Raw genomic sequence first — 18,838 nt, forward strand, 5'->3', positions numbered from 1 at the left:
GCCTCCCGACTGCGGGCGCTGGTTCAGCACTTCGTACATCCGTTACCCCAACGCTGACCACATAACTCTCGGGAAGACGAGACCGGTGACCGGGGGGAGGGGCCGCGTCCTCGGGCCGCCCGGGAACGCGTCAGGAGCGGGAACCCTCCGCGGCCTCACGAGCGGCGCGGGCGGCGCTGCGCTTGGCGCGCACGGCACCGCGCGGCGCGACCGGCTCGGCGCCCCCGGCGAGCGCCAGCCGACGGTAGGAGTCGTAGGAGAGGGTCAGGTACTGCACCGCCAGCGCCTCGGCCCAGTCCTGCCGTGACGGTGGCGCGGTCATGCGCAGGTGCTGGGCCGTCCGCACGGCGTGCTTGGCGAAGGTCACTTGCAGCGCCTGGGTGGACAGTTGCGCCCCGACCGCCGAGTTCCGGCCGGGACCGCGACGCAGTGCCGGCAGCACCCACGGGCTGTCGGCCAGCGCCGGGAAGTGGCCCCGGCAGGACTCCCAGGCGTGCCACGCGGTGAGCGCGCCGGGCACCGACCACTCGCCGTCGTCGGTGCGGACGACGACCCGGCGTGCCGTCGGGTGCACCTGGTCGCGCCGCAGCGACCGGAACTGGCCGACCGTTCCGGGCCAGCCCAGGGCGAGCGCGCACCACGCCACGGTGCGCAGGTGCTCGGGGTCCTCGGTCCTGATCTGGGACAGTGGCCGCAGCTCCAGCGTCTGCGGATCGGGCTCCGGTGTGCGCACCACCGGCAGCGCGATGCCGCCGTAGCGGGCCACCTTGCTGTAGAGCGCGACGGTGGCCGGCTTCCAGCCGCGGGCCGCGGCGATGGGGTCCATGCCCTCCTCGACGAGGGAGTCCGGCCCCATGCCGACCTCGAGCGCGGCGTCGACCAGCCTGCGCCACTGGGCCTCGTAGCCCGGCGGGACGGGCAGGCGCCGCCAGGCCCGTTCAGGAGGGGGAGCCGGCATCGCCGGCAGCGGCGGTTCCCAGTGGTCCGTCATGACGCCATTCTGCCGTTATACCCAACAAAAACCAAACCTTACCGGTTGCCCTGCCAACAGATCCCGGACGGCGCCTCCGGCGCCGAAGCAGCAACGACAACGCCCATGGCCGGTGTCGCACCGGATCGGCGCGCGGCAGCCCGGGGCGGTGGCGATGCTGGTCGCCGTGCGCACGGTGGGTGTCGAGGAGGAACTGCTGGTCGTCGACTCCTCCGGGCGGCCGGTGCCGCTGGGGCCGGCCGCCCTCGAGGTGGCGGCCCGTCGCGGCGAGGGGGAGACGGTGGAAGAGCACGACCGGGCCGAGCGAGGGGACGACGAGGCGGGCGGCGGGGACCCGGTCGGCCGGCTGGTGCCCGAGCTAAAGACCCAGCAGCTGGAGTTCGGCACCCGCGTCTGCACGGGCCTGGACGACGTGGCCGCCGACCTGCGGCACTGGCGTGGGCGGGCGGACGCCGCGGCCCGTGACGTCGGTGCCCGGGTGGCCGCGCTGGCCAGCTCTCCGGTGCGGGTCGAGCCCCAGTCCACACCGGGCGAGCGCTACACCGAGATGGCCGAGACCTTCAGGCTCACCGCGGCCGAGCAGCTGACCTGCGGGTGCCACGTGCACGTCGCCGTGGAGGACGACGAGGAGGGCGTCGCCGTCCTCAACCGCATCCGCGTGTGGCTGCCGGTGCTGACCGCGCTGACCGCCAACTCGCCGTTCTGGCTGGGTCGGGACAGCGGGCACGCCAGCTACCGCGCCCAGGCGTGGAACCGCTGGCCGTCGTCCGGGCCGAACGAGCTGTTCGCCGACGCTGCCGCCTACCACCGGCTGGTCGGGGAACTGCTCGCGACGGAGACGATCGTCGACACCGGGATGGTCTACTTCGACGCCCGCCTGTCCGAGCGCTGGCCCACCGTCGAGGTCCGGGTGGCCGACGTCGCGCTGCGCGCCGAGGACGCCGTCACGCTGGCCGGGCTGGTCCGTGGGCTGGTGGAGACCGCGGCCGGGCAGTGGCGGGCGGGGGTACCGGCACCCGCCGTCCGCAGCGAGGTGGTGCGGATGGCCGCCTGGCGGGCCAGCCGCTCGGGTCTGACGGGGGACCTCGTGCACCCCGCCACCGGGCGCCCCGCGCCGGCCGGTGCGGTCGTCACGGCGCTGCTGGCGCACGTGCGGCCCGCGCTGGCCGCCGCCGGGGACGAGCAGCGGGTCGCCGCCGGCGTCGCCGCGGTCCTCGACCGCGGCACCGGGGCGGACCTGCAGCGCCGGGTGTTCGCGGCGACCGGTGACCTGACCGCGGTGGTGCGCGCGGCGGTCGAGGCCACGCACACCTGAGCGGCGCCCGGGGACGGCGGTTATCGTCCCGCCATGTACACCGCCAGCTGGGGCGACGTCGTCCGCCGGGACCTCTTCGGCCCGCGCCCGGATCCCCGCGACCGTCCGTACCGGTTCGTCATCCGGCTGGCGCTGGTGGTGTTCCGGCTGTTCCGCTTCCGCTTCGACGTCCGCGGTGCCGAGCACGTGCCGACGACCGGCGGCGCGGTGGTCTGCAGCAACCACGTCAGCTACCTCGACTTCACCTTCCTCGGCCTGGCGGCGCTGCCGCAGCACCGGCTGGTGCGGTTCATGGCCAAGGCCTCGGTGTTCCAGCACCGCTTCTCCGGGCCGTTCATGCGGGCGATGCACCACCTCCCGGTCGACCGGAAGGCCGGGGCGGCCGCGTTCGACCTCGCCGTCCGCGCGCTCAAGGACGGCGAGGTCGTCGGCGTCTTCCCCGAGGCGACGATCAGCAGCAGCTTCCGCGTGAAGGAGCTCAAGGCCGGCGCCGCGCGGATGGCGCTCGACGCCGGCGTCCCGGTCATCCCCGCGGCGGTGTGGGGCGGCCAGCGGCTGTTCACCAAGCACCACCCGATCGAGATCCGGCGCGGTGTCGCGGTCACCGTCGTCCTCGGCGACCCCATCCGCCCCGAGCCGGGCGAGGACCCCCGCCGGCTGCTGCAGCGCATCCGCACCGCCATGGAGGAGCTGCTCGACGAGGCGCAGCGCACCTACCCCCAGTCGCCGGCCGACCCCGAGGACCTGTGGTGGCAGCCGGCGCACCTGGGCGGCACCGCGCCGACGCCGGAGGAGGCCGTGCGGCTGGACCACTCGGACGTGCGCGGCACGAGGGGCAAGGCCGGCCCCGTCGCCACGGTTCGCCGGCTGCTGCGCCGCCGCCGGTCCCGCTGAGCCGCGGCCTGCCCCGTCCAGGGGCTCGCCGCCGGCCCTCCCCGGCTCCCACGTCAAGCGGGCGAGGCGTGGGGGGAAGGGTGGCCCTCCGCCAGTCGGCGAGTTCCTGGGTCGACTTCCGCGCCTCGCTCGCTGCGATGCTCCCGAAGCTCTCAGTCGACGACGACCGGGGCCATGAGCCGGAAGGCGTCGAGCTCCACGTCGTACCAGCGGCGCATCCGGCCCAGCGGCGTCATCCCCAGGCGGGTGCAGACCGCCACCGAGGCGGTGTTGCCGGGCCGGACGACGGCGTAGACCTCCGGCAGGCCCGCCTCGAACCCCCGGGTGATCACCGCCCGCGCCGCCTCGGTGGCGTACCCGCGGCCCCAGCTGTCCGGGTGCAGGTGCCAGCCGACCTCGACCTCGCCCACGCCGTCGGGCAGGGGCTTGAGGAGCACCGTGCCGGCCACGGTCCCGGTGTCGGCGAGCTCGAGCGCCCAGACGCCGAACCGGCCGTCGGCCTCGGCCACCGTGCGCCAGCGCGCGACCAGCTCGACCGGGGTCACCGACGGCGTCCCACCCAGCCAGCGGGTGACCTCGGCGCGGCCGTAGAGGTCCACCAGGCGCGCCAGGTCGTCGCGGCACGTCGTCCAGCGGCGTAGCCGCAACCGGGCGGTGCGCAGCTCGCCGCCGTCGGCCGTCACGCCGTCCTGCCTACCGCTGGACGCCGTCCCCGGCCACCGGGCGCGGACCCCCGACCGGGAGCGGTCGGGTGCCGTGGTGTCCTTCCGGGGCGCGGACGGTGCACGACGGAGGGGACGGCGGACGTGACGGAACGGGACGGTGGTGGCGCCAGCCTGCTGGTCACCGACGTGACGGTGGGTGACCGCGCCGGCCGGGCGGTGCTGGTGGAGGGCGGCCGGATCGCGTGGCTCGGGGACGCCGTGGACGCGCCCGTCGCTGCGCGGCTGGTCGCGGGGGAGGGTGCGCTGCTCACCCCGGCCTTCGTCGACGCGCACGTGCACGCCACAGCGACCGGTCTGGCGACGACCGGTCTCGACCTCCACTCCAGCGTGAGCCTCGGGGATGCCGTCGCGGCGCTGCGGACCCACGCCGGGGCGACGCCGGAGGGCGTCCTGCTCGGCACCGGGTGGGACGAGACCGGCTGGCCGGAGGGGCGTGGGCTGACCCGGCACGACGTGGACGCCGTCGTAGGCGACCGGCCGGCGTACCTGGCGCGGGTCGACGTCCACTCCGCCACCGTGTCGACCGCGCTGCTGGAGCGGGTGCCCGGCATCGCCGCGCTGCCCGGCTTCGATGCCGGCGGGCAGCTGCGCCTGGACGCCCACCACGCCGCCCGGCGGGCGGCCTACGGCGCCGTGGACGCCGTCCAGCGCGGCGCGGCGCAGCGGGCCACCCGCGCCGCTGCCGCCGCCCTGGGCATCGGCAGCCTGCACGAGATGGCCGGGCCCGAGGTGTCCGGGTCCGACGACCTGGCCGGCCTGCTGGCGATCGCCGCCGCGGAGCCTGGGCCGCGGGTGCTCGGCTACTGGGGTGAACTCGCCGACCGCGGCGGGCTGGACGTGGTGCGCGACCTGGGCCTGGCCGGCGCCGGGGGTGACCTGTTCTGCGACGGTGCCCTCGGCTCGCACACCGCCGCGCTGAGCCGTCCTTACAGTGACCGACCCGAGACCGCCGGGCAGCTGCGCTTCGACACGGCGTCGCTGGTCGAGCACGTGCGGGCCTGCACCCGCGCCGGCGTGCAAGCCGGCTTCCACGTCATCGGGGACGCCGCTGTGGAGCAGGTGCTCACCGCGGTCGGCACCGTGGTCGAGGAGCTGGGCCTGGCCGCGGTGCGGGCCTGCCGGCACCGCCTGGAGCACGTCGAGATGGTGGGTGCGGCGGCGGTCGACCGGTTGGCCGGGTGGGGGATGGTGGCCAGCGTGCAACCGGCCTTCGACGCCGCCTGGGGCGGGGACGCCGGCATGTACGCCGAGCGGCTGGGGGTCGACCGGGCGCTGGACACCAACCCGTTCGCCGACCTGGTCGACGCCGGCGTCCCGCTCGCCCTGGGCAGCGACGCCCCGGTCACCCCGATGGACCCGTGGGGCGGGGTGCACGCGGCGGTCGACCACCGGACGCCGGCGTCGGGGCTGCGCCCCTACGACGCCTTCGACGCCGCCACGCACGGCGGGTGGCACGCCGCGCGTGCCGAGCACCCGCAGGGGCCGCTGGCCGTCGGCGGGCCGGGCGACCTGGCGCTGTGGGCGACGACGGAGACGCTGTCCGCGGTCCTCGCCGGACGGGGCCGGCCCGCCTGCCGCCTCCTGCTGGTCGACGGCGCTCCGGTGGCAGGCCCCGCGGCCTAGGGAACGCACGAGTCACGGCCCGCCGCGGCCGCGGACCGCGGCGCCGCCCCTCTTACAGTGCCTGGAATTCCACCCCGGAGCACCGGTACCTGCTCCTCTCCGGCCAGTCGCGCAGCCTCCCCGGCCACGCGGACGGGCACCGCCCGGCCGGCGGCCCGGCACGGACGGGTGACACCCGGCGTGGGCGACCGCCGGTCCGTCCTGGGATGGGATGCTGGGTCGCGGACCGCCGGCGAGGACGCCGGTGGTCACGAGGGAAGGCAGCGACCGGGGACGCCGGCCGCACGGGTGCACGGGAGGCGCGGGTGCCGTCAGCGATCCCGACCGGCACCCTCGAGCGGCCTGCCCGGTCCTCGGCCGCGGCGCCCGCGGCCGGGTCCCGGTGGCGGCCGGGTGGGCAGGCGGCGTGGCGCACGCTGCTGGCCGCGGTCGCCGGGGTGCTCCTGCTGCTGGCCTTCCCCGGCTCCTCGCTGCCCTGGCTGGCACCGCTCGGCCCGGCCGCCCTGGCTCTCGCCGTCTCCGGGCAGCGCGCCCGCTCGGGGGCCTGGCTGGGGCTGGTCTGCGGGCTCGCCTTCTTCGTGCCGCTGCTGTCGTGGAGCGGCATCTTCGTCGGCGCGCTGCCGTGGCTGGCCCTCGCCGGCGCGCAGGCCGCGTACGTCGCCCTGCTGGGCGCGGCGAGCGCCGCCACGTCCCGGCTGCCGCTGTGGCCGCTGTGGGCGGCGGCGCTCTGGGTGGGCCAGGAGGCGCTGCGCGGCAGGTTCCCGTTCGGTGGTTTCCCCTGGGGCCGGCTGGGCCTGAGCCAGACCGAGGGCCCGTTCCTCGCGTTCGCCGCCTACGGCGGGGTGCCGCTGGTCGGCTTCGCCGTCGCCCTCACCGGCACGCTGTTGGCCGCCGCCGTGCTCCGGCTGGTCCGGGGAGGACGGCGGACCGCGGCGCTCGCCGCGCTGGGGGCCGTGGCCGTCCCGGCGCTCGGGGGCCTGGCCTGGTTGCCGCTGCCGGGCTCCTCGCTCACCGCCGGCGGCCCGACCCGGACGGTGGCGGTGGTCCAGGGCGACGTCCCGCAACCGGGCCTGGAGTTCAACGAACGCCGGCGGGCGGTGCTCGACAACCACGTGGGCCAGACGATCGGCCTGGCCGAGGCCGTCGCGGCGGGGGAGCAGCCGCAGCCGGACCTCGTCGTCTGGCCCGAGAACAGCTCCGACATCGACCCGTACCGCAACGCCGACGCCGCCCGCGAGATCAGCCGCGCGGCGGACGCGATCGACGCGCCGGTCCTGGTGGGCGCCGTCGTCAGCGGCCCGGGTGAGTTCATCAGCAACACCGCGATCGTCTGGGCCCCGGGGACCGGGCCGGGCGACACCTACGTCAAGCGCCACCCGGTCCCGTTCGCCGAGTACATCCCGTTCCGCGACTTCTTCCGGCTGTTCAGCGACAAGGTCGACCTGGTGCGCCGCGACTTCACCGCCGGCGACGAGGTCGGCCTGCTGAACGTAGGCGGGGCGCGGATCGCCGACGTCATCTGCTTCGAGGTGGTCTACGACGGCCTGGTGCACGACGCCGTCAGCGCCGGCGCCGGGATGGTCGTCGTCCAGACCAACAACGCCACCTTCGGCTACAGCGCCGAGAGCGAGCAGCAGGTCGCCGCGGCACGGGTGCGGGCGGTGGAGTTCGGGCGCTCGGTCGCGCTCGCCTCCACCAGCGGCATCTCCGCGGTCATCGCACCCGACGGCTCCCTGGCCGCCGCCTCCGGGCTGTTCGAGTCCGCCGTCTTCGTCGAGGAGATCGCGCAGCGGGACTCCCGCACCCTCGCCGAGCGGCTGGGCGCCGGGCCGGAGTGGCTGCTCAGCGCTCTGGGTGCCGGCGCGCTGCTCGCCGTGGCCGTGCCCGGGCTGCGCCGCCGCGGAGGGGCGGGGTGAGCGGGCGGCGGGTGCTGGTCGTCGTCCCCACCTACGACGAGGTGGAGAACATCGAGCCCATCCTCGAGCGGCTGCACGCCAGCGTCCCGGAGGCGCACGCCCTCGTGGTGGACGACGGCTCGCCCGACGGCACCGGTGAGCTGGCGGAGAAGCTGGCCGCCCTGGACCCGCGGGTGCACGTGCTGCGGCGGACCACCAAGGCCGGTCTGGGCCCGGCCTACGTCGCCGGCTTCCGGTGGGGGCGGGCGCGCGGCTACGACGTCCTGGTCGAGATGGACGCCGACGGCTCGCACCACCCCGAGCAGCTGCCCGCCCTGCTGGCCGCGCTGGACGACGCCGACCTCGCGCTCGGCTCCCGGTACGTGCCCGGCGGCCGGGTGGAGGACTGGCCGCTGCACCGCCTGCTGCTCTCGCGGGCCGGCAACCTGTGGACCCGCTGGTCGCTGCGGCTGCCCCTGACCGACGCCACCGGCGGCTTCCGCGCGGTGCACGGCGAGCTCGTCGACCGGCTGCCCTTCGACGACGTCGCCAGCCAGGGGTACTGCTTCCAGGTCGACTGGGTGTGGCGGGCGGTCCGGGCGGGTGCCCGCGTGGTCGAGGTGCCGATCACCTTCACCGAGCGCACCTTCGGCCGGAGCAAGATGAGCCGCTCGATCGTTGAAGAGGCGTTGGTACGGGTCACCTGGTGGGGCCTGCAGGACCGGCTGGCCGATCGGCTGCCGGGCCGGGTCCGCCGCCCCGTGCCGGGACGAGCCCGCGACCGCGGGCGGTCGACCGGGGTCCGGTAGGCGGACCCGGGACCGCCGGCGCGTGCGGGCGTGAGGGAGAGCCGTGGGACACCGCGTGCGCGTGCTGGCCGGCCTGTGGGCGCTGGCCGAGGTCGTCGTCTTCGTGCTGGTGGCCGGCTGGATCGGCGTCGGCTGGACGCTGCTGGCCACCCTGGCGACCACCGCCCTGGGCTGGGCCCTGCTGGCCCGCCAGGGCGCCCGGGCGCTCGGCGAGCTGCGGGAGCGGGCGCGCCAGCGGCGGCCGTCCGGGCGGGCGGTGGGGGACGCCGGGCTGATCGCCGTCGGCGGCGTGCTGATGGTGCTGCCCGGCTTCCTGGGCGACGTCGTCGGGCTGCTGTGCCTGCTGCCGCCGACACGCTTCCTCGTGCGCGGGCTGCTGGGCCGGGCCGTGGCCTCCCGGCTGCCGGCCGGGCTGCGCGGGCCGGTGCGGGTGCGCAGTGCCCGAACGGAGGAGCCGCTCGGCGGTCCGTTCGGCACGGGTGCGCACGCGTCCGGGTTCGGGCGTCCGCTGATCATCGAGGGCGAGGTCGTGCGGGAGGAGCGCTCACCCGGCGCCCCGGGTTGATCACGGGCTCCTCGCGGCGAGGACCCCGCGATCGGCACAGCCGGAGGCGGCTGCCCCCGGACGGCGAACGGCCCCGGTGGGGAGTCCCACCGGGGCCGTTCGCGGTCGTGCAGGTGTTCAGCTGGCGCGGGTCCGCCGGCCGCGGAGCACCTCGAGGCGCTCGGCCAGGACCTCCTCGAGGTCCTCCACCGAACGGCGCTCGAGCAGCATGTCCCAGTGCGTGCGCGGGGGCTTGACCTTCTTGGGTGCGGGCTCGGTGCCACCGACCAGCTTGGCGGCCGCCCCGTCGAACTTGCACTCCCAGGTGTCGGGGAGCTCTGCGTCGTCCGCGAAGGGCACGGTGAACAGGTGACCCGACGGGCACCGGTACTCCGCGTACTGCCGCTCGATCGGGGCGGTGTTCCGCTCGGTCTCGTAGCTCACGCTACCCAGTCGGCTGCCCCGCAGGGAACGCTCGCCCATGGCACACCGTCCTCTCGTGCTGGTGGTGTCGGTCCGGACTCGCCGTCGCGCAGGGCAGTACCCCGTGGACGGCGGGATCAAGAGGACCAACGACAGAGTTCGCGGAGAGATTCCGCGGAATCGGTCCCGAATCATCGCATGGGGTGGTATTGCGACGCTCGGCCACCCCCCTGACGAGGGAGCTCGGGCTCCTCGGTCACCCTGACGACCGTGCCGGCGCCCGCTGCGCCCGCGGCCCGGGGTGCGTCACCGGCGGCGCTGCTGGTCGAGTCGACGTCCGTGCAGGAGCACCCCTGGTGCCCGGCGAGCAGTCCTGCAGGACGGACCCGTAGCCGTGGTCCCAGTCGAGCGAGACGACGGTCGGCGGCCCGCCGGGGTGCTCCACGAGTGGGCGAGCCGGCCCCCGGCGAGAGCATCGGCGCGTCATCGGGCCCCCCGCCTCAGCGCAGCGCGAGCTGTCCGGGCCCGGCCGCCGTCGGTCCCAGCTGCCCCAGCACGTGGTGGCGGCGGCAGAGCACCTGGTAGTGGACCTCGGTGTCCCGCTCGTCGGGTGCCGGCGTCGGCGCGGTGTCGGCGACCACGACGGTCTCGCCCTCGCGGACCATCTCCCCGTCCACCACCCGGGCGTTGAGCAGTCCCGGCAGGCCGCACCAGCACAGCACCTCGACCTGGATGCGCTGGACGTCGTCGGCGACCTCGAGCAACCGCTGGGTGCCCGGGAACAGCCGGGCACGGAAGTCGGTGGTCAGCCCGAAGGCGTAGACGTCGACGTGCGACTCGTCGACCAGCTCGGCGAGCTGGTCGACCTGACCCGCGGTGAGGAACTGCGCCTCGTCGACGATCAGGTAGTCCACCCGGTGCCCGGCGGCCCAGTGGTCGCGCACCAGCAGCCGCAGGTCGGTGCCGGCGTCCACCTCGAGCGCCTCGCGGCACAGCCCGACCCGGGAGCTGATCTGCGGCCGGGCCGAGCGGTCGCCCTGGGTCAGCAGCAGGCCCCGTCGTCCCTGCCGGCTGTGGTTGTGGTCGACCTGCAGGGCCAGGGTGGACTTCCCGCAGTCCATCGGCCCGTGGAAGAAGCGCAGGTGCGCTGGCGCGGGGTGGCGGCGGCGGTCACCGGCGGCCGGGACGACGGACAGCAGGGTGGCGCCGTCGGCAGGGGCGCGGGGTGTCACAGGACCTCCTCGCCGTCCCCCGCAAGCGGGAGGTACCCCCAGCTCGTCGGGCCTGTGCCACCCGGTGCTCTGCTCATCCGTGACCTCGCCGGCTCGGTCACAGACGCTCCGGTGGGGTGTTGCCCGCCGCGACGACCGCGCGGCGGATGGGCAGCGTGGCCAGCGCGACGAAGCCGGCCACGAAGAAGACGACGAGGCTGACGATGGCCAGCCGGTAGGAGCCGGTCAGCTGGTAGGTCAGTCCGAACGCCAGCGGACCCAACCAGCTGGTGCCGCGGTCGCTGATCTCGTAGAAGCCGTAGTACTCGGCCTCCTTGCCGGCCGGGATGAGCTGGCTGAACAGCGACCGGGACAGCGCCTGGGTGCCGCCCTGCACCAGCCCGATGACGGCGGCCAGGGCGTAGAACTGCCCGACCGCGCCGGCCCGCAGGGAGAACGCGGCGACCAGCACGCCGATCCACGCCACCAGCGCGCCCAGGACGACCCGCCTGGCGCCGTACCGGCCGGCCAGCCGCCCCAGGCCCAGCGCGCCGGCGATCGCCACCACCTGGACCATCAGGATGGCGCCGGTCAGCACCGACTGCTCCAGGCCCAGTTCCTCGGTGGCGTAGGTGGCCGACAGGGAGATGACGGTCTGCACGCCGTCGTTGAATAGCAGGTACGCGCCGAGGAACCACAGCGTCAGCGGGAAGGCCCGCATCTCGCGCATCGTCGTCGCCAGCTGGCGGAAACCGCTGCGCGGCCGGCCGGCCGCCTCCCGCACCGGCCGGTTGCGCAGCCGGGAGACGCTGAAGACGGTGAACGCGCCCCACCACAGGCCCGCCGTGGCCAGGCAGATCCGCACCGCCTCGCCGGTGGTCAGCCCCAGGGACGGCGCCCCGAGCACCAGGCCCAGGTGGACGGCGAGCAGCAGCGCCCCGCCGACGTAGCCGAATGCCCAGCCGCGGCTGGAGACGGCGTCGCGCTCGTCGGGGCCGGCCAGGTCGGGCAGCCACGAGTAGTAGACGACGGTGGCCGCGCCGAAGCTGATGTTGGCCAGGATGAACAGCAGCGCGCCGAGCAGGTAGCGGCCGTCGGCGACGAAGTACAGCGCCGTGGTGGCGAGGGCCCCGAGCGCCGCGAAGCCGGCGAGCATCTCCCGCTTGCGGCCCCTCCGGTCGGCCACGGCGCCGGTCAGCGGCAGCACGAGGACCTGCAGAAGCACCGACGCCGACAGCACGTAGGAGAACCAGCTGCCCGGCGGGATCGACAGCCCGAGGAAGCCCAGCCGGCCGTCGGGCCCGGCCGCCTCCTCGGCGACCGACGTGAGGTACGGCCCGAGGAAGACCGTGGTGATGCTGGTGTTGAACACCGACATCGCCCAGTCGTAGGAGTACCAGCCGAAGCGCTCGCGCCGCAGCGCGACGTCGGCGGGGGGACTGGTCGGCCCGGTGGTGGCGGCGGTCGTCACGGCCGCAGGGTGTCAGCCGGGGTGGGGGCCGTCCAGCAGGCGCTGGTCGTGCCGGGATGTCGCCGGGGCACGCCCGCGGGGGAGGCCGCTGCCGCCGGTCGCGGCGGACCGACGGGGCCCGGGCGGTCGGCCGCGGCGGTCACCGCGGGAACCACTGGCCGCGTCGCTCGAGGAGGTCGCGGAGCATCGTCGGCCGGTCGGTCATGACGCCGTCCACCCCGAGGTCGAGCACGGCCGTCGCCTCCTCCTCCGTGTCCACCGTCCAGACGTGCACCTGCAGCCCCCGGGCGTGCGCCGCGGCGATGAAGCGCTCGTCGACCAGCGCCCGGCCGCCCAGCTGGAGGGGCACCTGCGCGCAGCCGGCCGGGATGCGCACCAGGCCGGCGGCCCGAGGGGAGTAGGAGGACAGCCGCAGCGCAGCGACGCCGCGCGGGCCGAGCGAGGTGCACACTCCCGGCCCGAACACGCGGCGGGCCGCGGCGACCCGGGCGTCGGAGAAGGAACCCAGACAGATGCGGTCCTCGACCCCCAGCCGCCGGACGGTCCGGGCCAGGGGACCCACCACACCGGGCGCCTTGATGTCGAGGTTGAAGCGGACGTCGGGCCAGGCGCCGAGCAGGTCCTCGAGCCGGAGGATGGGCTCGCGTCCGCCGATGCGGGCGGCGGCCAGCTCCGACCACGGCAGCCGGTCGACCCGGCCGGTGCGGTCGGTGACGCGGTCGAGGGTCGGGTCGTGGAAGACGATCGGCACGCCGTCGGCGCTCACCCGGACGTCGGTCTCCAGGTAGCGGTACCCCATGGCCACGCAGGCCTCGAAGGCCGGCCTGGTGTTCTCCAGGTGCTCGATCGCCCCGCCCCGGTGGGCCATCGCGATGGGCGTCGGCCCGTCGAGGAACCTGTAACGGACCGGGGCCACGCCGACACGCTAACGCCGCTGGTCCAGGCGCTGGTCGGGGGATCGTCCGACCTGTCGCAGCGGACCGGTCCGTCCTGCCCGTGGAGGCCGGTCGGCGGGGTGGGTCCGGCGTGTTCTGCGGTTCTGTCGGTACCGGCGTCTACGGTGCGCAGCGTGGCGAAGCGAGACACCATCCGGATGATCCCCGAGGAGGCAACCACCGAGACCGGGCTGCCCAGCCCCCGCAGGGGGAGTGGCACCGAGCGTCGCTGCGGCTGGTGCCGGCGTGTGCTGCCCCAGCAGGGGTCGGTCGGCCGGCCGCGCCAGTACTGCGGGCAGGCCTGCCGGCAGCGGGCCTACGAGCAACGCTCGGCGACGGCGAAGGCCGGCCTGTCCGGCGACGTCGTGCTGGTCACCCGCGCGGAGCTCGACGGTCTGCAGGACCGGCTGTACCAGCTGCGCTGCGCCATCGAGGACGTCGAGACGCTCCTCGGCGAGCGGCACACCAAGGCCGAGCTCGAGCGCTCCCTGCAGGACCTGGTGCGGTCGACCGGCCGGCTCGACAAGCTCTGGGTCTCCGAGCGCGCCGCCGGCTGACCGCACCGGCTGCAGGCGTCAGCCGTCGTCGGAGTCGTCGTTGCCGTTGCCCTGCTCGACGCCGTCCTGCGGGTCGGACAGGTCGGGCACGTTGTCCTGCGACGGGTCGGACTCGTCGTCGGTCTCGACGTTCGGCGGCACGTTCTCGTCGGTGGTCCCGTCGTTCGCGTCCTGCCCGGACGCCTGACAGGCGGTCATCGTCGCGCCGCCTCCGAAGAGGGCCAGGGCGGTCACGAGTGCGGCGATCGGGCGTCGGAGTTGCATGTCTCGACCCTAGGCAGCACCCGTGCAGTGCGCCCGTCGAGGCAACCACCCATCCGTCATTACGTCACAGTGACATAATGGCGGATGGGTGGACGGGCCGGGGAAGTGGTGGGCACGACGGAGCCACCGGGGGCCACGGGGCCGGGGGCCGGGGTGGGAGGCGATCGGCCCGCCGAGACCCGGCCGACCGCGCCGGTGGCCCAGCGGGTCGACACCCGGGCGACGATCGACCGACCAGGGTCATGGGCAGGGGCATCGGACGACGAGCCGGCGTGCCGGACGACACATGCGGACGTGGCCAGGATCCGGAGCTCGCACGTCGACGCTGACAGCGCAGCACCCTCAGTGTCGACGTATCCGTCAGCGCGGCGAGTCCTTCGTGACGCCGTGTGCGCGCCGTCGTCCGCGGGGTGGCCGGATGCGGTGTCGACCCTGCCGGGGCCGTCGGCCTGGGCACCGGGTCCGGCGGCGCGATCAGCTCCTCTCGGCCCCCCGGATGTCACGCCGATAATGCACATTATGTCAACTAGTCGGGCGGAGCCCTCCTCTGCGGACCTGGTCACGACAGGGTCAGCACGTCGTAGTCGGTGAAGCGGCGGTCCGCCGTGACGAGGACGAACCGTCGGCGCGCGGCCTGTGCGATGAGCATGCGGTCGAACGGGTCGGCGTGGTGTCGCGGCAGCGCGCCGGCTGCGACGCCGCCCTCCACGGTGACCGGTAGCTCGTCGAGACCCTGGCGTCCGAGTTCCCCGGCGAGGTCCCCGGGGATCGTCAGCTTGCCCAGCTCAGCCTCGATCGCTATCTCCCGTGCCGACGCTGCCGACACCACGACCGGCGTCGCGGGGTCGGCGATGGCCTCGCGCATCGTCGGCGTCAGCCGGTCATCCTCAGCCAACCACCACAGCAGCACGTGGGTGTCCAGCAGGAGCGTCACGGGCCGGTGTCGCCGTGGAAGGCGGCGATCAGGTCCTCGGGCGTCTCGTCGAAGTCGTCAGCGATCGCGACCCGTCCCCGCCACGCCCCGGGCGTCCGCGGCTGGGTCCGCGCGCCGGCCGGCACCAGCCGGGCGAGCGGCTTGCCGGCTGGAGCGATCGAGACGGTCGGCCGGTCACCTCCCTTTCATCACGTGACGCCGCTGCGGCCGATCCGCTCCGCTCGCCGACCCGGGCGCGACACCCCCCACCCCGACGCGTCGCGGAGCGGCGACCGATGAGTTCGCCGGTGCCAGAGGGTCCACCCGTCACCGTCCCCATCGAGAGGAACTCCGTGCCGAGCAACGTCACCCCGATGATCATCACGCACGACCTAGAGCGGCTGGCGCGCTTCTACGCCGGCGTCGCCGGGGCCACGGAGACCAGCCGCACGCCCGACGACGGGCCGACGTTCTACCTCGGCCTTCGGGTCGGCGACTCCGAGCTGGGCATCGTCGCCGACGACAGCGTCGAGGGAGCTCCGGCCGGGCGCGTCCTGCTGAGTGTCGAGGTGCCCGACGTCGACGCCGCGCTGTCTCGGGTCGCGTCGCTCGGCGGTCACGCGCCGGCTCCTGCCAACGACATGCCCTGGGGTCAGCGCGTCGCCCACGTGACGGACCCGGACGGCAACGCCGTCAACCTGACGACGACGTCCGCCTGAGGTCCACCACGGCTCCTCGTCCTCATCTCCGAGCGCTAGCGGCCCTCTCCCCCGTCGGTCGTGCGTGGGCACCACGGCTGCCATCCCGCCGCCCACGACCCTGACGCACCGCGATGGGCCGTCAGGTTGTTGCTGACAGCTGTTGGGCCGGTCAGTTGGTTTTCAGCGTTGCGTTTCCCTTCCGGTGATCTCGTTTAAGTTGGGGATAACGGACGTACTGCTGAAAGCGGACGGCGCCCGGCTGACGCCGCTGCCACCCCGTCCACATCGGCGACCACTCCGCTCCCCGTGACCGTGTCGGCCGAGAGGGGTTCACAGCTGCGTGCTGTTGACTCCGCGCCGTGGACGTCGTCGAGGAGCTCTGGGCCCGCGTGACCACTCCGCTCCCCCAGCTGCCGATGACGGTCCTGGTGGGCGCGCTGCTGGCGGCCGCTGTCGTCGTCCTCTCCCCCGCCCTGTGGCGGCCGGCCCGCACCGTCGTGACCATCGCCCACGAGGGCGCGCACGGGCTGGTGGCCCTGGCCGCGGGCCGTCGACTGGCCGGCATCCGGCTGCACTCGGACACCTCGGGGCTGACCGTGTCGGCGGGGCGGCCGACCGGGCTCGGGATGGTGCTCACCTGCGCGGCGGGCTACACCGGCCCGGCGCTGTTCGGGCTGGGCGCGGCGGCCCTGCTGGCCGCCGGCCACGCCGTCGGGCTGCTGTGGGCGCTGCTGGGCCTGCTGGCGCTGCTGCTCGTGCAGATCCGCAACTGGTACGGACTGTGGGCGGTGCTTGCCACCGGCGCCGTCGTCCTGGCCGTGACCGGGTGGCTGCCGCCGGCCGGTCAGGCCGCGTTCGCGGCCGCCGGTACCTGGTTCCTGCTGCTGGCCGCGCCGAAGACGGTCCTCGAGCTGCAGCGGGCCCGCCGCCGCCGTGCCGCCCCGGACTCCGACGCCGACCAGCTGGCCGGCCTCACCCGTCTGCCCGCGGTGCTGTGGGTCGGGCTCTTCCTGCTCGTCGACGTCGGCGCGCTGCTCCTCGGCGGCTGGTGGCTGCTCGTCTAGCGCCGTGCTGCAACGGCCACCCTTCAGGGGCCCGCGCCGAGCCCGCGAGGCGTGGGGGGAAGGGTGGCCCTTCTACTTCCTCAGCGCCGGCCGCGCCGCCGCGGGGCCACGCCGTGCGGCTGGTGGACCGGCGCGACCTCCGGTGCGGGAGGGATGTCGGCGCTGACCTCGTCCTCGGTGACGGTCAGCCGGCGCCCGTGGTGGTGCACGTCGAGGGGGTCGCCGTCGAGGAGCCGGTAGGTGGCCTCGGTCGGCGTCACGGTCACCACGAGCAGCCGGCCCTGGTAGTTCAGCCGGAACCGCAGCCGGGTGATCCGCTCGGGCAGCCGGGGGGCGAACTCCAGCCGCCCGTCGTGGTCGCGCATCCCGCCGAACCCGGCGACGGCCACCGTCCAGCCGCCGGCCAGCGAGGCGATGTGCAGGCCGTGCCCGGAGTTGCCGTGCAGGTTCTGCAGGTCGGTCAGGGTGGCCTCGCCCCAGTAGTCGTAGGCCAGCGCCAGGTGACCGGTCTCGGCGGCCACCACGCCCTGCTGGGTGGCCGACAGCGAGGAGTCGCGCACCGTCCGCGCCTCGTAGTAGGCGAAGTCGGCGGCCTTCTCCTCGGGGGTGAAGGCGTCCCCGCGCAGGTGCAGCGCCATCACCAGGTCCGCCTGCTTGATCACCTGCTTGCGGTAGATGTCGAAGTAGGGGTAGTGCAGGAGGAGCGGGTAGCAGTCCGGCGGGGTGGCCTCGAAGTCCCACTCCTCGTGGTGGGTGAAGGCGTCGGACTGCATGTGCACGCCGCGCCGGGTGTCGTAGGGCACCGCCATCAGCGCGGCCGCGCGGTCCCAGCGGGTGGTCTCGTCCTCGGTGACGCCGAGCCGGCCGGCGACGTCGGGCTGGCGCTCCACCGCCGCGATCGCCTCGCGCAGGTTCCGCTGCGCCATGAGGTTCGTGTAGACGTTGTTGTCCACGACGGCGGTGTACTCGTCGGGGCCGGTGACGCCGTCGATGCGGAAGCCGTGCTCGTCGTCGAAGTGCCCCAGCGAGGCCCACAGCCGGGCGGTCTCGATCAGCAGCTCGGCGCCGTGGTCGCGGTCGAACTCCTCGTCGGCGGTGGCGTTGTGGTACCGGACGACGGCATCGGCGATGTCGGCGTTGATGTGGAAGGCCGCCGTCCCCGCCGGCCAGTAGCCCGAGGTCTCCTCCCCGCGGATCGTGCGCCACGGGAAGGTCGCGCCCTCCAGCCCGAGCTCCCGGGCCCGGTCCCGGGCCAGGTCGAGGGTGGAGTGCCGCCAGCGCAGCGCGTCGCGGGCCGCCGCCGGGGCGATGTAGGTGAGCACGGGGAGCACGTAGGTCTCGGTGTCCCAGAAGGTGTGCCCGTCGTAGCCGGGACCGGTCAGGCCCTTGGCCGGGATGGGCTGGCGCTCGGCCCGCAGCCCGGCCTGCAGCAGGTGGAAGACGCCGACCCGCACCGCCTGCTGCAGCTCGTCGTCCCCCTCGATCTCGACGTCGGCGTGCTGCCAGTGCTCGTCGAGCACCTCGCGCTGCTCGCGCAGCAGCCGCTCGAAGCCGGCGAGCTTGGCGGTGGCCAGCGCTCCCTCCACCTGGTCGCGCAGCGCCGCCGCCGACCGCCGCGAGGACCAGCCGTAGGAGAGGAACTTGACCAGCTTGACCGACGAGCCCTGCGGCAGTCGGGCGGCGAGGGCGAAACGGGCCAGGTCCTCCCCGGCCTCGATGTCGGCCGTGGAGGTGTCGGGCACCTCGACCACGTGGTCCATCCCAGCGGCCATCCGCAGCCGGCTGCGCTTGGTGCGGTGCACCAGCACCGCCCGCTGACCGCGGGCCACGGCCATCTCGTTGACCAGCGGGCGGGCCAGCGCCGCGGCCGCGCGCGGGTCGTCGGCCTCCGAGCCGCTGTCCACCGGCTCGTTGGCCAGCAGGTCCGACTGCAGGGCGATGTAGAGGTCCCCCTGCCCGTCGGTGCACTCCACGGTGTACTCGATGGCGGCGATCGAGCGGCGCCGCAGCGACACCATCCGGGTGCTCGTCACGGTCACCACCCGCCCGTTCGGCGAGCGCCACTCGGTGCTGCGGCGCAGCAGGCCGCGGCGCAGGTCCAGCGTGCGCCGGTGCTCGACGATCTCGCCGTAGTCCAGGTCCAGCGGGGTGTCGCCGACCAGCAGCCGGATCAGCTTGCCGTCGGTCACGTTGACCACGGTCTGCCCCTGCTCGGGGAAGCCGTACCCGGCCTCCGCGTAGGGCAGCGGCCGCTCCTCGAAGAAGCCGTTGAGGTAGGTGCCCGGGACGACGACCGGCTCACCCTCCTCGAACGACCCCCGCATGCCGATGTGCCCGTTGGACAGCGCGAACACCGACTCGTGGACGGCGAGGGACGCGTGGTCCAGGCCCGTCTCGGTCAGCGCCCACGGCTCGATCGGGAAGTGCGGCCGCCCCTCCGTCACGGTGACCCCTCGCCGGCGCCCGCCGGCCCCGCGACGGGCCGTGCCCCGACCAGGGGTGG

At 74.9% G+C, this 18,838-nt stretch carries 19 protein-coding genes; 9 read left to right on the forward strand and 10 right to left on the reverse strand.

The window, feature by feature from the left end; genetic code table 11:
- Positions 1–130: 130 nt before the first annotated feature.
- Positions 131–991 (reverse strand): hypothetical protein, encoded by an 861-nt coding sequence (locus GOBS_RS13180; RefSeq protein ID WP_012948764.1) that lies wholly within the window; start codon positions 989–991, stop codon positions 131–133.
- Between the two features lie 112 nt (positions 992–1,103).
- On the opposite strand from GOBS_RS13180, the gene GOBS_RS13185 reads away from it, so the two are divergent.
- Together GOBS_RS13185 and GOBS_RS13190 are read left to right on the forward strand one after the other, a co-directional pair.
- Entirely contained in the window at positions 1,104–2,306 is a 1,203-nt protein-coding gene (locus GOBS_RS13185; RefSeq protein ID WP_243697496.1) for a carboxylate-amine ligase, read from the forward strand.
- A 33-nt stretch (positions 2,307–2,339) separates the two neighbouring features.
- Positions 2,340–3,200 carry a lysophospholipid acyltransferase family protein gene (locus GOBS_RS13190; RefSeq protein WP_012948766.1) on the forward strand — a complete coding sequence of 287 codons (861 nt, stop codon included), beginning with the start codon at positions 2,340–2,342 and terminating at the stop codon, positions 3,198–3,200.
- A 152-nt stretch (positions 3,201–3,352) separates the two neighbouring features.
- On the opposite strand, the gene GOBS_RS13195 is transcribed toward GOBS_RS13190, so the two are convergent.
- Positions 3,353–3,883, reverse strand: a complete 531-nt coding sequence (locus GOBS_RS13195; RefSeq protein ID WP_012948767.1) for a GNAT family N-acetyltransferase — start codon at positions 3,881–3,883, stop codon at positions 3,353–3,355.
- A gap of 123 nt (positions 3,884–4,006) precedes the next feature.
- On the opposite strand from GOBS_RS13195, the gene GOBS_RS13200 reads away from it, so the two are divergent.
- The 4 genes from GOBS_RS13200 (at position 4,007) to GOBS_RS25465 (ending at position 8,817) form a co-directional block, all read left to right on the forward strand.
- Positions 4,007–5,548: an amidohydrolase gene (locus tag GOBS_RS13200; RefSeq protein WP_012948768.1), complete on the forward strand. Its 1,542-nt coding sequence runs from the start codon at positions 4,007–4,009 to the stop codon at positions 5,546–5,548.
- A 305-nt stretch (positions 5,549–5,853) separates the two neighbouring features.
- Positions 5,854–7,464, forward strand: coding sequence for an apolipoprotein N-acyltransferase (lnt, locus tag GOBS_RS13205; RefSeq protein WP_012948769.1), 1,611 nt, complete (start codon positions 5,854–5,856; stop codon positions 7,462–7,464).
- Positions 7,461–8,252 carry a polyprenol monophosphomannose synthase gene (locus tag GOBS_RS13210; protein WP_012948770.1) on the forward strand — a complete coding sequence of 264 codons (792 nt, stop codon included), beginning with the start codon at positions 7,461–7,463 and terminating at the stop codon, positions 8,250–8,252. The genes lnt and GOBS_RS13210 overlap by 4 nt, the downstream gene beginning before the upstream one ends.
- A gap of 43 nt (positions 8,253–8,295) precedes the next feature.
- Positions 8,296–8,817: an FxsA family protein gene (locus GOBS_RS25465; RefSeq protein ID WP_012948771.1), complete on the forward strand. Its 522-nt coding sequence runs from the start codon at positions 8,296–8,298 to the stop codon at positions 8,815–8,817.
- 117 nt (positions 8,818–8,934) lie between these two features.
- On the opposite strand, the gene GOBS_RS13220 is transcribed toward GOBS_RS25465, so the two are convergent.
- The 4 genes from GOBS_RS13220 to GOBS_RS13235 form a co-directional block, all read right to left on the reverse strand.
- Positions 8,935–9,279, reverse strand: a complete 345-nt coding sequence (locus tag GOBS_RS13220; RefSeq protein ID WP_012948772.1) for an RNA polymerase-binding protein RbpA — start codon at positions 9,277–9,279, stop codon at positions 8,935–8,937.
- A gap of 440 nt (positions 9,280–9,719) precedes the next feature.
- The gene (locus GOBS_RS13225; RefSeq protein ID WP_012948773.1) at positions 9,720–10,451 is read right to left on the reverse strand and encodes a thymidine kinase; all 732 of its coding nucleotides are present in this window, start codon (positions 10,449–10,451) and stop codon (positions 9,720–9,722) included.
- A gap of 97 nt (positions 10,452–10,548) precedes the next feature.
- On the reverse strand, positions 10,549–11,901 hold the full coding sequence (locus GOBS_RS13230; protein WP_012948774.1) for an MFS transporter: 1,353 nt from the start codon (positions 11,899–11,901) through the stop codon (positions 10,549–10,551).
- Between the two features lie 139 nt (positions 11,902–12,040).
- Positions 12,041–12,817 carry a glycerophosphodiester phosphodiesterase family protein gene (locus GOBS_RS13235; RefSeq protein WP_012948775.1) on the reverse strand — a complete coding sequence of 259 codons (777 nt, stop codon included), beginning with the start codon at positions 12,815–12,817 and terminating at the stop codon, positions 12,041–12,043.
- A gap of 153 nt (positions 12,818–12,970) precedes the next feature.
- Here GOBS_RS13235 and GOBS_RS13240 point away from each other — a divergent pair, with 153 nt between their 5' ends.
- Positions 12,971–13,393 carry a hypothetical protein gene (locus tag GOBS_RS13240; protein ID WP_243697497.1) on the forward strand — a complete coding sequence of 141 codons (423 nt, stop codon included), beginning with the start codon at positions 12,971–12,973 and terminating at the stop codon, positions 13,391–13,393.
- Between the two features lie 18 nt (positions 13,394–13,411).
- On the opposite strand, the gene GOBS_RS13245 is transcribed toward GOBS_RS13240, so the two are convergent.
- The 3 genes from GOBS_RS13245 to GOBS_RS28850 all read right to left on the reverse strand — a co-directional run bounded on the left by GOBS_RS13245 (position 13,412) and on the right by GOBS_RS28850 (position 14,716).
- Positions 13,412–13,657: a hypothetical protein gene (locus GOBS_RS13245; protein WP_012948777.1), complete on the reverse strand. Its 246-nt coding sequence runs from the start codon at positions 13,655–13,657 to the stop codon at positions 13,412–13,414.
- A gap of 559 nt (positions 13,658–14,216) precedes the next feature.
- Positions 14,217–14,591 carry a type II toxin-antitoxin system VapC family toxin gene (locus tag GOBS_RS13250; RefSeq protein WP_012948778.1) on the reverse strand — a complete coding sequence of 125 codons (375 nt, stop codon included), beginning with the start codon at positions 14,589–14,591 and terminating at the stop codon, positions 14,217–14,219.
- A complete protein-coding gene (locus tag GOBS_RS28850; RefSeq protein WP_012948779.1) occupies positions 14,588–14,716 on the reverse strand; it encodes a hypothetical protein in 129 nt (42 codons plus the stop codon). The genes GOBS_RS13250 and GOBS_RS28850 overlap by 4 nt, the downstream gene beginning before the upstream one ends.
- 228 nt (positions 14,717–14,944) lie before the next feature.
- Between GOBS_RS28850 and GOBS_RS13260 the strand changes: the two genes are divergently transcribed.
- Both GOBS_RS13260 and GOBS_RS13265 read left to right on the forward strand, forming a co-directional pair.
- Positions 14,945–15,289, forward strand: a complete 345-nt coding sequence (locus GOBS_RS13260; protein ID WP_041242261.1) for a VOC family protein — start codon at positions 14,945–14,947, stop codon at positions 15,287–15,289.
- Between the two features lie 341 nt (positions 15,290–15,630).
- Positions 15,631–16,335 (forward strand): M50 family metallopeptidase, encoded by a 705-nt coding sequence (locus GOBS_RS13265; protein WP_012948781.1) that lies wholly within the window; start codon positions 15,631–15,633, stop codon positions 16,333–16,335.
- Positions 16,336–16,415: 80 nt separating this feature from the next.
- On the opposite strand, the gene GOBS_RS13270 is transcribed toward GOBS_RS13265, so the two are convergent.
- Complete coding sequence (locus GOBS_RS13270) at positions 16,416–18,779, reverse strand: glycoside hydrolase family 65 protein (RefSeq protein WP_012948782.1); 2,364 nt, start codon at positions 18,777–18,779, stop codon at positions 16,416–16,418.
- Positions 18,780–18,838: the final 59 nt, after the last annotated feature.

It is taken from the genome of Geodermatophilus obscurus DSM 43160 (assembly GCF_000025345.1).
GTDB classification, from domain to species: domain Bacteria; phylum Actinomycetota; class Actinomycetes; order Mycobacteriales; family Geodermatophilaceae; genus Geodermatophilus; species Geodermatophilus obscurus.

Coding starts and splice junctions, on each gene's coding strand:
- GOBS_RS13180 (WP_012948764.1), bottom strand. CDS start 991: ATGACGGACCACTGGGAACCGCCGCTGCCGGCGATGCCGGCTCCCCCT.
- GOBS_RS13220 (WP_012948772.1), bottom strand. CDS start 9,279: ATGGGCGAGCGTTCCCTGCGGGGCAGCCGACTGGGTAGCGTGAGCTAC.
- GOBS_RS13190 (WP_012948766.1), top strand. CDS start 2,340: ATGTACACCGCCAGCTGGGGCGACGTCGTCCGCCGGGACCTCTTCGGC.
- GOBS_RS13245 (WP_012948777.1), bottom strand. CDS start 13,657: ATGCAACTCCGACGCCCGATCGCCGCACTCGTGACCGCCCTGGCCCTC.
- GOBS_RS13260 (WP_041242261.1), top strand. CDS start 14,945: ATGATCATCACGCACGACCTAGAGCGGCTGGCGCGCTTCTACGCCGGC.